Consider the following 16,270-nt stretch of genomic DNA (forward strand, 5'->3'; position numbering starts at 1 on the left):
TTATCTTCTAATTTTTACCAAATTTTTCCGCTAATTCTTGCAATGTAAATGTTACAATTACAGGATTCCCATAGATGGAGATATTGGGTGAGTGACAAGCAAAAAGTCTGTCCACAAGCTCTGCCATTGCTGTGTTGTCCAATACGGTTCCAGGTTTAATGGACGCGTTACGGGCAAGGCTTTTTGCAAGATTTTCGCGCTTAGCTAGCTTATACTCAGATTGATTGTTTTTGTAATCCTCTAATATTTTCTCAATCATCTTTATTTCGTCGAATCCTGTCCCTAAGTCTGCAGGAATTCCGTCAATAATATAGGAATTTTTTCCAAATTCACGAATTTGAAAGCCCAAACCGTTGATGTCCTCCAGGAGGTCTTTCATTAATTCATTATCTGCAGCATTCAGATCCAAAGTCTGTGGAAACAAACTTTGCTGACTCAGACCTTTATGTTGGTCCAGCTGTGAAAGAAATTGTTCAAAGAGAATACGCTCATGTGCCGCTTGTTGATCGATTAGGATAAATCCGGAGTGAATTTGTGAAACAATATATTTATTATGTAACTGGAAAAAGAGCTTCGAGGATGATTTATCTTCAACTTGGATGATCTGCGGGCCATCGGTACGTAATTCCGGCTCGGCATGCAATGGCAGCTGAACAGACTCCTCCTTTTCGACAATTTGATATAAAGAATCCCAATTGCTGGGTATGCCACCTGTTTTCTTGGTAAGCCCCTCAGCATAGCTTTCTGAGCGGGTGTAGCTCGAATTGGATTTTGATTTGTCTGTATCAAAAGGGTTGAAGTCCGGATTAAAGGTAACTGTTGGAACGATAATTTCATCCAGTGCCTTTTTTGTAATGAGATTGGTGAAGCTAGTCTCCTGTTCAAAATCCAGGGATGGCATAATATTGTACCGTCCCAATGATCTTTTTACGGCCGAACGGATAATTGCATAAATAGCTTTATCGTCCTCGTACTTGATTTCAGTCTTGGTCGGATGGACATTGATATCAATACGTGCGGGATCTATGTCGATAAATAAGACATAGAAGGGAAATGTTTCTGCCTGCAAGATATCTTCATAGGCGTTCATGACAGCGTGGTGCAGGTATGGATCACGTACAAAGCGTTTGTTGACAAAGAAAAACTGTTCACCACGAGTTTTTTTCGCAAACTCAGGTTTCCCCACAAAGCCCTCTACCTTGATGATGGATGTATCTTCTTCCACAGGGACAAGACGCTGATTGTAATTGTTTCCGAAAATATGGACAATACGTTGTTTTAGTGTCTCTGCCGGCAAATGGTAGATTTCATTTCCGTCGCTATGTAAGGTTAGGAAAATCTGTGGGTTCGATAAAGCAATACGTTGAAATTCATCAATGATATGACGCATTTCTACCGAGTTGCTCTTGAGGAAGTTTCTCCGGGCAGGAATATTGTAAAAAAGATTTTTAACTAAAATATTTGTTCCGGCAGCCACAGCTTCCGGATACTGATTGACAACTTTCGATCCCTCTATTTCAACGACTGTACCTAGCTCATCTTCAATACGGCGTGTTTTGAGTTCGACCTGTGCAATTGCGGCAATGGAGGCCATCGCCTCACCACGGAAACCCATCGTACGAATAGCAAATAAGTCTTCAGCCTTACGGATTTTTGATGTCGCGTGGCGCTCAAAACAAAGGCGAGCATCAGTTACGCTCATACCACAACCATTGTCAATGACTTGAATCAACGACTTGCCTGCATCTTTAACAATAAGTTTTATTTTGTCAGCTCCAGCATCAATAGCATTCTCAATCAATTCTTTAATTGCAGACGCTGGTCGCTGCACCACTTCTCCCGCCGCAATCTGATTAGCAACATTATCTGGAAGTAATTGAATAATATCCGACATATAATACAAAGTTAAGAAATATCCATGTTTGCAGCGTATAAACACTGACGAAAATCAAGCGGACATTCCACATGTTCTTTAAAAACAAAAGCGTGTAATGCGTTCATTTATACAAATGAAAATGGAATAGCAACGACCAACTGTTTACAGCCGCAAAGAACCTGTAAACGTATTTAGTCACTAAATATGACGCTTCCCAGTTGACGTCAAAGTCAGTGTGCGTTGTCTAGCACCTGTGTAAAACACAGCTGATATCGAGCTGGAAAAATATTCCCTTCGCAATAACCGAGCCACCCTACGAACAGAAACCGCATAATTCGCAGCTGCTGTTTTGTTGATATTACATTTCCAGTTTTAAGAAACGTGCCGTTTCGCTTTTGTTATTTTTAATTAAGTTTTCAGGCGTTCCTTCAAATAGAACCTGACCGCCCTCTTTACCACCTTCGGGACCGATATCAATGACCCAATCTGCCGATTTAACAACATCAAGATTGTGCTCGATGATCAAAACGGTATTTCCACGTCCGACCAAGCGATTGATAACGCCCATAAGGACATTGACATCTTCAAAGTGTAGTCCTGTAGTCGGTTCGTCAAGGATATAAAATGTATTTCCAGTATCTTTTTTAGAAAGTTCCGTAGCTAATTTTACCCGTTGAGCCTCGCCTCCCGATAAGGTTGTGGAGGATTGACCTAAGGTGATGTAGCCCAAACCTACATCCTGCAGTGTTTTGATCTTTCGATAGATACTCGGTACGTTCTCAAAGAAATCCACAGCATCGTTGATACTCATATCAAGTACATCGGAGATGGATTTTCCTTTATACCGTACTTCTAAAGTTTCTCGGTTATAGCGTTTTCCGTGGCATGTTTCACAAGGAACCTGTACATCGGGAAGGAAATTCATCTCAATGACTTTCAATCCGGCCCCCTGACAGGTTTCACAACGGCCGCCTTTGACATTGAAGGAAAAGCGTCCTGGTTTATAGCCCCTGATCTTAGCCTCTGGCAATTGAACAAACAAGGTTCTGATATCCGAAAATACGCCTGTATAGGTGGACGGATTGGATCGTGGTGTACGGCCGATAGGACTTTGGTCGATCTCGATGACTTTATCAATATGTTCTAACCCTTCAATTTTTTTGAAAGGAAGCGGCGTGGCTTTGGCTCTGAAAAAATGTTTATTCAGAATCGGATATAATGTTCCCGTGATTAAGCTGGATTTGCCTGAACCCGAAACCCCCGAAACAACAATGAGTTTCCCTAATGGAAAAGAGACAGACAGATTTTTTAAGTTATGCCCTGTTGCGCCATGCAATGACAATGTTTTTCCATTGCCCTCACGACGTTTCTCCGGAATCTTAACCTCTTTTGTCCCGTTGAGGTATGCCGCTGTCAGAGAGTCTGATTTGAGGATTTCTGCTGGGGTACCTTCGGCAACTACTGTACCGCCGTGAACCCCTGCAGCAGGACCCATGTCAATAACATGGTCCGCATGTAGGATCATGTCTTTATCATGTTCGACAACAAGGACCGAATTGCCAATATCGCGTAGGTTTTTCAGGGCATTGATCAACCGTTCATTGTCTCGCTGATGTAGTCCGATACTCGGCTCATCCAGAATGTAAAGTACATTCACCAGTTGGGAACCAATCTGTGTTGCCAGACGGATCCGTTGTGCCTCCCCTCCGGAAAGTGTTTTAGCAGTACGATCCAAGGTGAGGTAATTTAAGCCTACGTCCAGCAAGAATCCTAAGCGTGCGCGGATTTCCTTTAAGATCTCTGTTGCAATAATAAGCTGGCGTTCATCAAGTTTGCTTTCTACCTGATCAAACCACTCCTTGATCGATGTAATATCCATCGTGGAGAGCTCATGGATGTTTTTATCCGCTATTTTAAAATGTAAAGACTCTTTTTTCAAACGCGCTCCCGCACAGGTTGGGCAGGTGACTTTCGTCCTGAAATCATCTAAAGATGGGGCTTCATCCGAAGATTTTCCGGAAAACTCTTCCAGCATCTTAAAGATTCCTTCAAATTCAACGCGATATTCACGTGTGCCATAACTTCCATAGGATACCGTGACAACAATAGGCTCTTCCTTATTGCCAAATAAAAGCTGGTCAATCTGTTCTTCATTGAGCTTTTCAAGCGGCGTTGAAATGGTAAAATCTAATTTTTTTGCGACAGCCTTCAAGACTTCTGAAGTCCAGTTCTCCCGGGTAGGTCCCAAAGGGGCTAAACCCCCTTTTTGAATACTGAGTTTTTTGTCTGGAATAACCGCATTTTTATCAATTTCAAAAATATAGCCTAATCCATCACATGTCGGACAGGCACCATAAGGCGAGTTGAATGAGAAAGTGTTGGGCTGCGGTTCATCATAAGAGATACCCGATTCAGCATCCATGAGATAGCGGCTGTAGAATTGCTCCTGATTATCTTTGGTGGAGACCTTGATAATACCTTTGGCAGTTTTCATCGCCTGCATAACCGAAGTCTGTAGGCGCTTTTTATCTTCACGCTCTACTTTCAAACGATCCACGACGATCTCAATATCGTGAATTTTATAGCGGTCTACTTGCATTTTTGGAACAAGGTCCAAGATCTCTCCATCCACGCGCACCTTCACATAACCTTGTTTACGGATTTGCTCAAACAATTCCCGGTAGTGACCTTTACGGCCTTTAACCACCGGAGCCAAGATATTTAAAGCCTGCCCTTCAAATTCAGTCAAAATACGTTCGATAACCTGATCGTCCGACATACGCTCCATTTTCTTACCGGTCACATAGGAGAAAGCTTCCCCCGCTCGGGCAAATAGTAGACGCATAAAATCATACACCTCGGTAATGGTTCCAACAGTGGACCTGGGGTTTTTGCTGGTGGTTTTCTGCTCAATGGAGATCACTGGACTTAAGCCCGAGATCTTGTCCACATCCGGACGTTCCATGCCGCCCAAAAATTGACGGCTGTAGGCACTGAATGTCTCCATATACCGACGTTGTCCTTCAGCATAAATGGTGTCAAAAGCCAAAGAAGACTTTCCGCTGCCACTTAAACCTGTAATAACAACCAATTCATTTCTCGGAAAAGAAACATCTATATTTTTTAGATTATGCGCACGCGCTCCAAATACCTGAACTTCACTTTGTTCGCCCAAATCTGGGCTTCTTTTTACTGCCATGAAAACTCCTTAAAGTCCCTGTTGAGGGATAAAATGCAAAACATGCAAAATTACAGATTTTAAAGGAATTATGCGAGCCAATCTGACTTTTGGAATAAAATGTGATATACAAGTGATTTAAAAAAATAATGTACCTTGCACAGTAAATCTAAATTTATGCGAAAATACGACGTCAGCAAACAAGAGAAGCAATCGATCGACGATATCGTCCAATTTTGGAAGAAAGAAAACCTGTTGGATGAACAAAAAGCGAACGAGCTGATGGATAGTTTGGACGTAAAAAGTTTTGACTGGGGACAACTGGCGAGATATGCTTTTTGGATTGCCTTGGCTTCTTTGGTCTTTGCTGTTTTTTCGTTGTTTACAGATGCATCATTCTTGGCCTTTGTCGATACACTTTACGAAGCACCTAATATCCTATTTTGCTTCTTTTTTGCTGCTGTGGCCGTATTATTCTATACGCTGGGTTTTCGGTATAAGAAACGATATCCTTATAAAAATCTATCCACTGAAACGATGATGCTGATTGGGGTTTTTGGAACAGCAGCCTGCATCGGATTTATGGGTAAAGTATTGGATAAAGATACGATGCATTATTCCTTGTTATTTTTACTCTCTGTTGCAATTTATGGCTTTCTGGCCGTTAAGCTTGACAGTAAACTGATTTGGACCTTTATGCTTTTGGCTTTGGGGGTATGGTTTGCGACCGAGACGGCCTACCATAGCAATTGGGGCTTTAAGTTTTGGGGAATGAATTACCCACTTCGTTTTACCATCTTCGGAGCGCTGCTAACCGCTTTGGCTGTTTGGGTTCAACCGCGGTTCGAACGCCTGCAAATCTTTCAGCCTATCAGTTACATTGTAGGGTTGATCTACCTGATGGTCTCCTTGTGGACCCTATCTATTTTTGGGAATTATGCTGATTTCTATGAATGGACGACAGTACGTCAATACCATATGTTCTATTGGGGTATCTTATCCACTGCCGTGTCGGCATTCTTGGTTGTCTACGGCTTAAAGGCTAAAGATAATGTAAGCAGGGAAGTGGGATTTGTATTTTTAGTACTTAATATCTATACCCGATATGTGGAGTATCTCTGGGATAATATCAATAGAGCCGTATTCTTTTTAATTTTAGCGGTGTCCTTTTGGTTTGTCGGTCGTTGGGCAGAGAAATTATGGAACAAGCGGAAAGAAGAGATTGCCGGATAATCCTTAAAATTGAATCGTAAATCCGACTGCTCTATGTGAACTGATACTAAGCTTGGGATCCAGGCTTAAGTATTTTCGGATTCGGGTAATAAAGACATCCATACTCCTTCCGGTAAAGAAATCTGCGTTTCCCCATACCTTTTCAAGAATTTCTTCGCGTGTGACAAGTTGACCATTGTGTTGCGACAGAAATAGGAGAAGTTGCGATTCACGTTCAGTAAGCTTATATTGTTTCGAAGCATGGCTTAATAATAACTGTTCGGGATAGAAAATATACGTACCTATGGCAATCGATTTTGGGGTACTATTTTTCTGATTTCGCTTTAATATATTCTGTATGCGAAGTAACAGTTCTTCAGGATCACAAGGTTTGGTGATATAATCATCGGCACCGATTTTTAGTCCCGTGAGCTTATCTATTTTTTGCTCCTTGGCTGTTAAAAAGATAAATGGCAACGTGGGGTATAGGGCGTTGATTTCTTTAGCCAGGCTAAAACCACTAATTTGAGGAAGCATAACATCCAGTATAACCAGATCGTAATCGGCTAGCTGCTGGAAATTTTCCGTAAGATCATTGGGCTGTGCTATCCAGTCTATGTTAAATGTGGATAGCTCAAGGTATTGCTTGAGCATAAAACCAAAATCTGGGTCATCTTCCACGAGTAGTATTTTGTTCATATGCTATTTTCAGTCGTTAATGTATTGATTGTCTATTCCCTATTTTGTTTTCGCTGATCATCCCTGCTGCTGATCATGATGTCTGTGATTGAATAGCAACGAGGGGCAGCTGAATTTTAAACGTAGTGCCTACATCGGGCTTGCTGGTTACTGTAAGCTGCCCGTGATAACGATCCACGATTGTCTTAACAAGAAAAAGACCGATTCCCAAACCTTTGCTGTCGTGAATATTGTTTTTTTGGATGCGGTAAAACTTGTCGAAAATATAAGGTAACTCGGACTCCGCCATGCCGTAACCATTATCCTGTATATAAATCGAGAGTTTACCTTTCTGATCCTCAAAAGAGATATTAATCCAAGTTGCACCATATTTTACGGCATTGTTCATCAGGTTTTGAAATAGTGTTGTCGCATCATTTAGGCTCAGGCATAATTTACCGTCAGGCAAGGGGCTTAATTGGAATGCGATAGCCGGATTGGTCAATTGAAAGTCTTCGAAAATAGCGTGTAGTTCTCTGTTGGTAATAGGACGCTGATCCCTTGTTTGAAGGTTCTCGCTCAGTGGGTTGAGGGTTTGTTCGAGACGGTTTGCCTGACGTTCAATGACCGTTATGATATTGTCGTCTGTTGATTTCCGTAGTGTTTTAGCTGCAATCTTCAAGGTTGCGATTGGCGTTTTGAGCTCATGAGAAATATTGTCAACGACATCGTGTAGCACGCTGATTTGTTTCTGCTGTTTTCTGAGATTCTGAATGGTTCTATAAAAAAGCCAAAGGAAGGCGACAAGAATAAAAAGGGTGCTCAATAGAAGCGAAGTAAGTTCTTTGAATAATATCCAGTTGAGATTCGTCACCTCAAACGATGTCTTCCTATGTACAAGAAAGGTATATAAGATTTCTTTGCTTTGGATGCTGTTTTCGATTTTCTGTGTTTCTGTTTTTTCTGTTATCCACTCGCTTGAGGAAAGTTCAACGGGCTGCCGAAAAGCTCCAGACGTTGTGTAAATGGTAATGGGACCCGCCGCGATCTGTTTTTCTAAGCTCTTGAAATAGATGCCCAAAATTTCTTTTTTCAGGATGACATCCATTCCAAGTGGCTGAAATAGACTGTCGACATATTGTGTTAGCCTCTGGGATGTTTTATGTGCATTTGCACTGTAAAGTCCTTTCAGTTTTTCGGCCGTAATCTCATTTTTAACCAATTTGATATAATAGTCTCTGGCAATGTCCTTACTCATTAAATCATCATCAAAAAGCTTGTCATTGTCATGAAGCTTGCCAAGCTTACTTTTCACAGTGGCAAAAATATCACGCTGTTTGAGCTGATAGGTATTATACAATTGATACCCCTGTATGCCGATAAGTACAGCAAAAAACAGCGTAAAGAGGACGATGTAACTTTTGGGCTTCAATTCCATACACAAATATAACTGCTGACGGCTAAGATAATATACCTTAACGCAGCATTAACTCTTTGTTAACTATCATTTGCTTGAACTATAGGCACTTTTGAAGCATAGAATATCAGCGTATTAAATGGCCGCGGTTGTCAAATATGGATGACCACAAACTGGCCTATGTGTTACAAAACATAAATTCTAACAAATAGAATAATGCGGATAAGCTATACTAGAATTTAAAGACTAATTATTTGTAGATGAAATTGATCCTATTTTTTCTGGCTTTCCCCTTGTTGCTTTCGGCACAGACCAAACAAATCGGGGGGCAAGTACAGGATGCAAACAAAATTGTGCTGGCGGGAGCGACCGTTATGCTATTGGATAGCAACTATCAGGAGATCCGGGAAGTAAAGACGGACCATTTTGGAAAATTTATACTTATGCTGGATCATCCTAGTGGCTACTATCTACGAACAACCTATCTAAACTTCAAGTCTCAGGAACTTTTTTTTCACAGCGATACCATTTCACGCCCTTTCTTGCTTGAACTTCTTCCCGAAGCAAAAGTACTCGAAGAAGCACAAGTCGTCGGTCGCGCTCCTAGATTGATCCGCAAGTTGGACCGCTTGGAATTTAACGTTCAGAATTCAAATCTTTCAGCGCTCAACAGCTGGGACATTTTGAAGCGTACGCCATTGGTGATGGTGAATGGTGCGGATTTAATGGTCCGTGGAAGCAAAAATATTGTTGTCCTCATTAATGAGCGAAAAGTGATGCTCACGGGGGATGAACTGAAAACCTATCTGGAGAATACAGCAGGTAGCGACGTACAATCGATAGAGGTTATTACCAACCCGCCAGCAAAATATGAAGCTGAGGGAAGTACGATTATCAATATTAAACTTTCTAAATCGAACCTATATGGCTACAGAGGCTCAGCGGTTGCATTGGCCGAAAAAAGCAGTACCTGGAAGCAACTGTTTGGACTAACCCAGTATTATAAAAATGAAAAAATCAATCTTCGTGGTACCTATAACTTCGGAAGAGGGACTTACGCACGCTATGAAACGAATTATGTGTATTATCCGAACGAGCAAACCTCATGGGAAGGTGTAATGGATCGATTTGATACCAACAACAGTCAGAACAGCTATGTGTTTTCGATAGACTATACGCCCGATACAACCTGGACAGTCAACGCCGGATTAAATGGATATTACGGACCGAAAACCTATGGCATCTATGAGGTACCCACGATCATATACGATAAAAATCATGTGCAGGAGTCCAGTTATTTTACCACCAATGATCATCAACGATCGGCAAAAACGAATAACCTCTATCTTCAGGTAACAAAGAAACTTAATCCCCAATGGAGCATAAACTGGTCATCCTATTTTACAGATAACCATTCTACCAACGATCAGGATGTTTTGACGGCACTGCGATTTAAGGGGGAGGAACCTACAGACACTCGATTTATCAGTAATAATGAAAATAAAAACCGGCTTTTTTCTTCACAGATAGATTTCACCGGGAAAATAAAGAAACTGGGGCTGGAGTTTGGTGGGAAATTCAGCGATGTAAAAACAACAAGCACCCTTGCTTTTTCCGATGATGAATCCGGTACTCTTCAGCACCGGCCCGACAAGAGCAGCGTGTTTGATTACAAAGAACGGAATATAGCTGTATATACCTCATTCGATTATGCTTGGAAGAAATGGAGCTGGAAAGCTGGTTTAAGGGGCGAATATACCAATTTGGAAGGTATTGTGTCCGAACCAGCTGATATCAATAAGCGTGATTATTTTGTGCTCTTCCCGACATTTTACATGCAATATGCCTTGGCTGACGATCAGCAGTTCGGCTTTTCTTATGGAAAGCGTATTAGTCGCCCAGCATACTCTTGGCTTAATCCGGCTAAGTCCTACTATAATCGCTTTTCCTATTTTCAGGGAGATCCACGTTTAAGGGCGACGATCGTCCATAACCTCAATCTGACCTGGACCAAAAACAACTGGAATATCGATCTATTTTACCGATTTGAGAAGTGGCCGAATATGGAAATTTCCCGTCAAGATAACAACAATCACCAGTTGATTTTCCAATATACCAATATCAAGAAAGGACAAGGGGCGGGTATAGACCTGGGTAAGAGTTTTCAGCTGACAGGACGCTGGGGAGTGAACCTCCAGTTGGAAGGAATGTATAACGAGAATTACTTTATGGGGACTGATGATGTATTGCACAAGAATGATGTGTATATCGGCAACGGAAATGTAAGTACCAACTATGTACTGCATAAAGATGCTGGCTGGAACCTTGAACTGGGTAACACATTTACATCCCCGACGATACAAGGGCCATTTAAAATAACAGGATATTCAAGTACCTATGTGACGACAAATCGAAAGTTCTTTAAGAAGAAATTTGAAGTGAATCTATCATTTATGGACATTTTCAAAACAGAAAAAATGACGATATCATCCAAGTATGGCGACCAAAACAACTTTTATAAAGATTACCGCGATACTAGAAAGGTGAATCTGACGCTGCGGTATCATTTTGGAAACCAGAAGGTCAAGAGCAGCAATCAGCCTACAAGAACAGAAGAGCAGAATCGCTTGTAAATCGGTTAATTTTGACGAAGTCAAATCCTGTTGCAGATGCTATTTACTTGGTATATCCCCATGCGCCGGTAAAGAGAATAATACCGCATGGATCAAAAATAATAATCCTCCACATCGAATGTGGAGGATTATCAGATGCCAGGAAAGTATTTCTTAGTTTATTTTCAGTGAATATGTGATATTGATACCGCCAGCGGCAAGCATATCATGTACTGAGCAATATTTTTTAACGGCCAGTTCAGCCGCTTTAGCTGCTTTTAGCTCATCAATTTCGCCTTTTAGGAAAAAATTGATGTGGATATCTGTAAATACCTGCGGGATTTCTTCGCGTCGTTTTCCTTCCACTTCGACCTGGATATCGTCAATTTGCTGGCGTTGTTTTACCAGTATGCTATGGAGGTCAAAGACGCTACAAGAACCCAGTGCCATTAAAACCAATTCCATTGGACGAACACCTTTTCCTTCGCCGCCGATAGCTTCCGAGCCATCGATGTTGACTTTGACAGGCGATAATTCACTGCTGGCTTCGAAATGCACAGCTTGGTTGACACGGTTTAATTTGATTTTCATCTTATTTTATTTTATTCTTTTTTGCTCGTTTAGACTCCTTTTTCAATCCATACGAGGGTTTTGTTGTTCAATCTATACTAAACAAATATACAAAAAAGGCAGACGATTATTCGTCTGCCTTTTGTCAGTATGTAGATCACTCTTTATTTTGTGACGGTATCGGGCAGTTTGACACCGCGATATTTCGCTACATCAACTTGTGGAATCTTTGAGCCATATTTAGAATTGATGGCACTGATAAAGATGTTCGCCATTAGGGCGTTGCCAATTGGTGTTAAGTGAATACCATCTAAAGAGAATGCATTTCCGGTAATGTATTTTGCACTCACCGCTAGTCCGTTGATACGAACACCTCCTTTTACATTATTCAAGAACTCATGCACATCAGCTAAAGCTAGACCTTTTGAATTTGCAGCAGCTTTAATGGCTGCATTATACTCGTTGATACGTTGTACGACCGTTGCCGTTTCGCTTACATCAAGTACGTATTTGTCTTCGACGGGATTCAGCGGGTGTAAACCGTACGGAATTTGTGCAGCATTTGGTTTTCCCAATAATCCTGTTGAGGAGAAAGGAAGGACAAAATAATCTTGATCGGTAGCTGCACGGGGACCTGACTTGGTTGCTATGTAGATATTTGTTACCGGTGTCGGCGGATTTGTTGCATTGACAGCTGCCAATAAAGCAGCACGGGTTACCGTTGTAAAATAGGGTGTTGCTGTTACATCTGGAATTGTTGCTAGTACTCCTTTTTGTCCGCCAGCGGTTAATGTCGTCACATAGTTACCCAATAATGATGTGAATAGCGCAGTGGAGGTTAATGTTGATGTAGGTCCATCTTCTACGCCACCATTTGTAGCCCAGCCTAAGGCATCGTTGTTACCTAGGGCGAAACTAAAAAATGTGTGATTTTGAGCTGTAGAATAAGCAAAATATGTTTTCATCGCATCTGCATCAGGCAGCAAGCGTTCGAAATACATATTTCCAGCCTGTGATCCTATTCCAGCTACAAAAGCCATGTCCATACGCATGCCCGGTACACCAAGGTTGTTGATCGGGTCGGTGTATTTTGTCAATAATTTTGGTGAAGCTGAGCGGTAGGCCAGTTTATCCGTTACCTGTGCCGTTACAGGCTGGCCATTGACGAGCGCTGTAAGTGTAATATAACCAGACCCATTGGCTTGATCTTCACTGAAAAATGGCGATTTGAATTCACCACCACCGACTTGTTTTAACTGTTCGGCAATTAAATTGGGATAGGCTACCTTTTGACCTTCCAGATACAGTCCGCCATCCGCATACCCAGCAGTCAATGAATTACCGATGGCAACATATTTTGAAAAATTAAGCGATCCTGCCGAAGGCGTATATTCGTCCAAAGTAGGTTTACATGAGGCGATCGCTAATAGTGCTAACGCCGCAGCTATATAAAGTTTGTTTTTTTTCATCTTAGTCAAATTTGGCTGTTAATTACCATTTATAACTTACACCAATACCGGGAGCAAAAATATTTGTCGCATATGTACCTGAAAGATGGCTCTCCACATTGGTTGACGGACGAGCCACAATGCGTTGATAAGCGAAGGAACCTGTGACATCAATTTTTGGCGATGGTTTTACCGTAAAACCTCCAGATATCAAATATCTTGTGTTATCTGGTGTCTCCGGATAGACATAGGCGCTCTGTTGGACCGGTGTGGCGATCACACCGCCACCTATACGTAATTGCAGGCGGTCGGAAGCAATATACTCCAATCCTGCTTTAATAGATCCTGCTTTGTCGTATTTTTTTGGTGAATGGGTATCTTGCAATACAGGTGTGTTTTCTTTGTAATCGAAATCTAGGGCTTTATATATGTCGTAGTTAATGAGCGTTGCATCAAGAGCCATCTTCAATTTCTCCGAAATAGGGAAGGCGATGCCCGCGGCAAATGTCGAAGGAAGCGGTAGCTCAGCACTGAATTTGTTACCTGCAGGAAAATTGCTAGCCACCGATTCAGGCACGTCAAAAGTTGCATCACCATTTTTAAGTTTAGTGACAACTTTAGATCGGTAACTTACCGATATTGCAAATTCGTCTTCTAGGTTATAATGGATACCAACGTTATAACCTGTGCCAGTTCCGGTTCCTTTTAGGGTTGCCAATCCGGCGTGACCATCTGGGTAAAATACCGGAACAGAATTCTCGAGGTCTACGGTACCAATGTTGTATACAAAACCACCCCCAACACTAAAATTTTCAGTCAGTTTGAAACTTAATGTAGGCTGAATATAAATTGCACGAAGCGAAAGGCTAACCAAACTGAATTTACCTACCCAATCTTTTCCCCAATCGACGGCTCCACCATAAGGTGTGTAGACGCCAATACCTGCTTTCCACCAGGAGTTTTTAGGGCCGAATGCGGCAAATAATGAAAAAGGAGTTGAAATCTGATTTCTAGTATGATAAACAACTGTACTTCCAACCTCTTGAAATGCAGATTTATACATGACAGCATTACCGGCAATCGAAATGGCATTGTGGTCCATTTTTGCTAAGGCGCCCGGACTATAGAAAATGGAAGATTCATCTAAAAAGTAAGCAGAGCCTGCTCCCCCCATTCCCACTGCCTTGGGACTTTGTAGATTCACTTGTGATCCTTGTGCAAACAGGAGTGACGGACTTGCACAAAGTATTGAGAATAGTAGTTTCTTCATACTAGTGTTTATTGTTTGGTTAACATTCCTCTATCAAATACAATGCTAACATAATAAATGTTTGACTAAAATTAATAAATGTTGTGTAATATTTTTTTTGCTCGTACCTTTAAGTGCAAGGATACTAAAAATTAAACGATCATATTATATGGCTACAATCACTTTTAAAGGCAATCCAGTAAACACAAAAGGCAGTTTACCACAAGTTGGCGAGCAAGCTCCTGATTTTAAATTAACTGCAGGCGATCTTTCCGATAAATCTCTAGCGGATTTCAAAGGAAAAAAAATTGTATTAAATATTTTCCCTAGTGTAGACACCGGAACTTGTGCCGCTTCCGTACGTGCATTTAATAAAGAAGCATCGCAGTTAGATAATACTGTTGTGTTATGTATATCGAAAGATCTACCTTTTGCACAAGGTCGTTTTTGTGCAGCAGAAGGTCTAAATAATGTGGTGACATTATCGGAGTATAAAGATTCAAACTTTTCAGATGCTTATCAACTGGCTATTGCGGACGGACCGTTGGCAGGTTTGTTGAGCCGTGTTGTCATTACATTGGATGAAACTGGAAAAGTGTTGTATGAAGAGCAAGTTGCAGAAATTGCTGACGAGCCAAACTACGCGGCAGCGATCGCATCTTTGAATTAAGAATAACTTTGGAATAATCTAAAAAGCCTTTGCTTATGCAAAGGCTTTTTTAGTTGATGTATATTCGCTAACTATAACTAAGCGAATGTTTATCTTGTTTTTTCTAATGCTTGCAAGATGTCGTTGATGATATCTTGTTGGTCTTCTAGCCCCACAGACAGGCGGATGCTGCCCGGTTTGATGCCTAAGTTCAAGCGTTCATCTTCTGACAATTTTGAGTGTGTGGTGGAGGCTGGATGCGTCGCGATTGATCTTGAATCTCCTAGATTAGAGGTGTATAAAATCATTTCCAAATGATCCACAAAGGCTTTTGCTCGCTCAAAACCACCTTTGACAACAAAGGTTACAATACCGCCACCAGCTTTCATTTGTTTTTTTGCCAGCTCATATTGTGGATGGCTTGGTAAAAATGGATATTTTACATCCTCAATTTCCGGATGATTTTCCAATGCCTCGGCCAAAGCCAATGCGTTGGAACAATGGCGGTCCATACGAATGCCCAGCGTGTCTAAACTTTTTGATATGATCCATGCATTGAATGGGGAGAGTGCTGGACCTGTATGACGAATGAAGAACATCAATTTGTCGATTAGCTCTTGTTTTCCAACCACAATTCCACCTAAGACACGACCTTGCCCATCCATATATTTGGTGGCCGAATGGATAACCAGGTCAAATCCATATTGAATCGGTTTCTGAAGATAAGGCGTAGCAAAGCAGTTGTCGATCGACAGAATGATATGGGGATATTTCTCTTTGAATTTACCCAACCATTCCAAATCAACCAGTTCCAAACCAGGATTGGATGGCGATTCCAAAAAGATGATTTTCGTATTGGGTTGAATCGCTTTTTCCCATTCTTCAGGATTAGCAGCGTCTACGTAAGTTGTGGTAACACCCCAACGTGGGAAGAGTTCCGTAAATAACTGATGCGTGGAACCGAATATCGCGCGTGAAGAAACGATATGGTCTCCACTTTCGATAATGCCTGCAAAGGAGGCAAATACTGCTGCCATACCTGATGCAAAAGATAACCCTGCCTCTGCGCCTTCAAGAATACAAACTTTGTTGATGAACTCAGAAGTATTTGGATTGGCATAGCGGGAATAAATCATTGCATCCTCTTCGCCAGCAAAGACCGCCCGACCTTGTTCAGCGCTGTCGAAGATAAAACTTGATGTAAGGTATAAAGGAGTCGAATGTTCGCGAAGTGCTGAACGATCGACCTGTTCACGTATGATTTTAGATTGATCTTGTTTCATGATGTGTAAAGGTACGAGATGAAATTTTTATATCCACATTTTTGGGTCATGAAATCATTTAATTTTATGAAATTTATAATGTTATTTCATTGTCTTGT

11 protein-coding genes are annotated in these 16,270 nt (G+C 41.4%); 3 read left to right on the plus strand and 8 right to left on the minus strand.

All coding sequences use genetic code 11. From position 1 onward, the window contains the following. Positions 1-7 precede the first annotated feature (7 nt). Positions 8-1,894 (minus strand): DNA mismatch repair endonuclease MutL, encoded by a 1,887-nt coding sequence (gene mutL / locus AAW12_RS11060; protein WP_046673685.1) that lies wholly within the window; start codon positions 1,892-1,894, stop codon positions 8-10. A gap of 340 nt (positions 1,895-2,234) precedes the next feature. Further along, positions 2,235-5,075 (minus strand): excinuclease ABC subunit UvrA, encoded by a 2,841-nt coding sequence (gene uvrA / locus AAW12_RS11065; protein WP_046673686.1) that lies wholly within the window; start codon positions 5,073-5,075, stop codon positions 2,235-2,237. 156 nt (positions 5,076-5,231) lie between these two features. Between uvrA and AAW12_RS11070 the strand changes: the two genes are divergently transcribed. Beyond that, positions 5,232-6,287, plus strand: a complete 1,056-nt coding sequence (locus AAW12_RS11070) for a hypothetical protein (RefSeq protein WP_046673687.1) — start codon at positions 5,232-5,234, stop codon at positions 6,285-6,287. Positions 6,288-6,290: 3 nt separating this feature from the next. Here AAW12_RS11070 and AAW12_RS11075 read toward each other — a convergent pair whose 3' ends face one another. After that, positions 6,291-6,965 carry a response regulator transcription factor gene (locus tag AAW12_RS11075; RefSeq protein WP_046673688.1) on the minus strand — a complete coding sequence of 225 codons (675 nt, stop codon included), beginning with the start codon at positions 6,963-6,965 and terminating at the stop codon, positions 6,291-6,293. A gap of 73 nt (positions 6,966-7,038) precedes the next feature. After that, positions 7,039-8,382 (minus strand): sensor histidine kinase, encoded by a 1,344-nt coding sequence (locus AAW12_RS11080; protein ID WP_046673689.1) that lies wholly within the window; start codon positions 8,380-8,382, stop codon positions 7,039-7,041. A 239-nt stretch (positions 8,383-8,621) separates the two neighbouring features. Between AAW12_RS11080 and AAW12_RS11085 the strand changes: the two genes are divergently transcribed. Continuing rightward, the gene (locus AAW12_RS11085; RefSeq protein ID WP_046673690.1) at positions 8,622-10,994 is read left to right on the plus strand and encodes an outer membrane beta-barrel family protein; all 2,373 of its coding nucleotides are present in this window, start codon (positions 8,622-8,624) and stop codon (positions 10,992-10,994) included. 153 nt (positions 10,995-11,147) lie between these two features. Here the strand turns inward: AAW12_RS11085 and AAW12_RS11090 are convergent, their stop codons facing one another. The 3 genes from AAW12_RS11090 to AAW12_RS11100 all read right to left on the minus strand — a co-directional run bounded on the left by AAW12_RS11090 (position 11,148) and on the right by AAW12_RS11100 (position 14,261). Next, on the minus strand, positions 11,148-11,564 hold the full coding sequence (locus tag AAW12_RS11090; RefSeq protein ID WP_046673691.1) for an OsmC family protein: 417 nt from the start codon (positions 11,562-11,564) through the stop codon (positions 11,148-11,150). Positions 11,565-11,707: 143 nt separating this feature from the next. Continuing rightward, a complete protein-coding gene (locus AAW12_RS11095) occupies positions 11,708-13,012 on the minus strand; it encodes an SGNH/GDSL hydrolase family protein (protein ID WP_046673692.1) in 1,305 nt (434 codons plus the stop codon). A gap of 22 nt (positions 13,013-13,034) precedes the next feature. Further along, positions 13,035-14,261, minus strand: coding sequence for an OmpP1/FadL family transporter (locus tag AAW12_RS11100; RefSeq protein ID WP_046673693.1), 1,227 nt, complete (start codon positions 14,259-14,261; stop codon positions 13,035-13,037). A 148-nt stretch (positions 14,262-14,409) separates the two neighbouring features. Between AAW12_RS11100 and tpx the strand changes: the two genes are divergently transcribed. Continuing rightward, positions 14,410-14,910 (plus strand): thiol peroxidase, encoded by a 501-nt coding sequence (gene tpx, locus AAW12_RS11105; RefSeq protein ID WP_046673694.1) that lies wholly within the window; start codon positions 14,410-14,412, stop codon positions 14,908-14,910. Positions 14,911-14,999: 89 nt separating this feature from the next. Here tpx and AAW12_RS11110 read toward each other — a convergent pair whose 3' ends face one another. Then, positions 15,000-16,172 carry a trans-sulfuration enzyme family protein gene (locus AAW12_RS11110; protein ID WP_046673695.1) on the minus strand — a complete coding sequence of 391 codons (1,173 nt, stop codon included), beginning with the start codon at positions 16,170-16,172 and terminating at the stop codon, positions 15,000-15,002. Between the last annotated feature and the right edge of the window lie 98 nt (positions 16,173-16,270).

Origin of the sequence: Sphingobacterium sp. Ag1 (genome assembly GCF_000988325.1) — a bacterium.
In the GTDB taxonomy this organism is placed as follows: domain Bacteria; phylum Bacteroidota; class Bacteroidia; order Sphingobacteriales; family Sphingobacteriaceae; genus Sphingobacterium.

Bases quoted from the DNA above. Each gene is read 5' to 3' on its own strand.
- mutL (WP_046673685.1), bottom strand. From the start codon at position 1,894: ATGTCGGATATTATTCAATTACTTCCAGATAATGTTGCTAATCAGATT.
- uvrA (WP_046673686.1), bottom strand. From the start codon at position 5,075: ATGGCAGTAAAAAGAAGCCCAGATTTGGGCGAACAAAGTGAAGTTCAG.
- AAW12_RS11070 (WP_046673687.1), top strand. From the start codon at position 5,232: ATGCGAAAATACGACGTCAGCAAACAAGAGAAGCAATCGATCGACGAT.
- AAW12_RS11075 (WP_046673688.1), bottom strand. From the start codon at position 6,965: ATGAACAAAATACTACTCGTGGAAGATGACCCAGATTTTGGTTTTATG.
- AAW12_RS11080 (WP_046673689.1), bottom strand. From the start codon at position 8,382: ATGGAATTGAAGCCCAAAAGTTACATCGTCCTCTTTACGCTGTTTTTT.
- AAW12_RS11085 (WP_046673690.1), top strand. From the start codon at position 8,622: ATGAAATTGATCCTATTTTTTCTGGCTTTCCCCTTGTTGCTTTCGGCA.
- AAW12_RS11090 (WP_046673691.1), bottom strand. From the start codon at position 11,564: ATGAAAATCAAATTAAACCGTGTCAACCAAGCTGTGCATTTCGAAGCC.
- AAW12_RS11095 (WP_046673692.1), bottom strand. From the start codon at position 13,012: ATGAAAAAAAACAAACTTTATATAGCTGCGGCGTTAGCACTATTAGCG.
- AAW12_RS11100 (WP_046673693.1), bottom strand. From the start codon at position 14,261: ATGAAGAAACTACTATTCTCAATACTTTGTGCAAGTCCGTCACTCCTG.
- tpx (WP_046673694.1), top strand. From the start codon at position 14,410: ATGGCTACAATCACTTTTAAAGGCAATCCAGTAAACACAAAAGGCAGT.
- AAW12_RS11110 (WP_046673695.1), bottom strand. From the start codon at position 16,172: ATGAAACAAGATCAATCTAAAATCATACGTGAACAGGTCGATCGTTCA.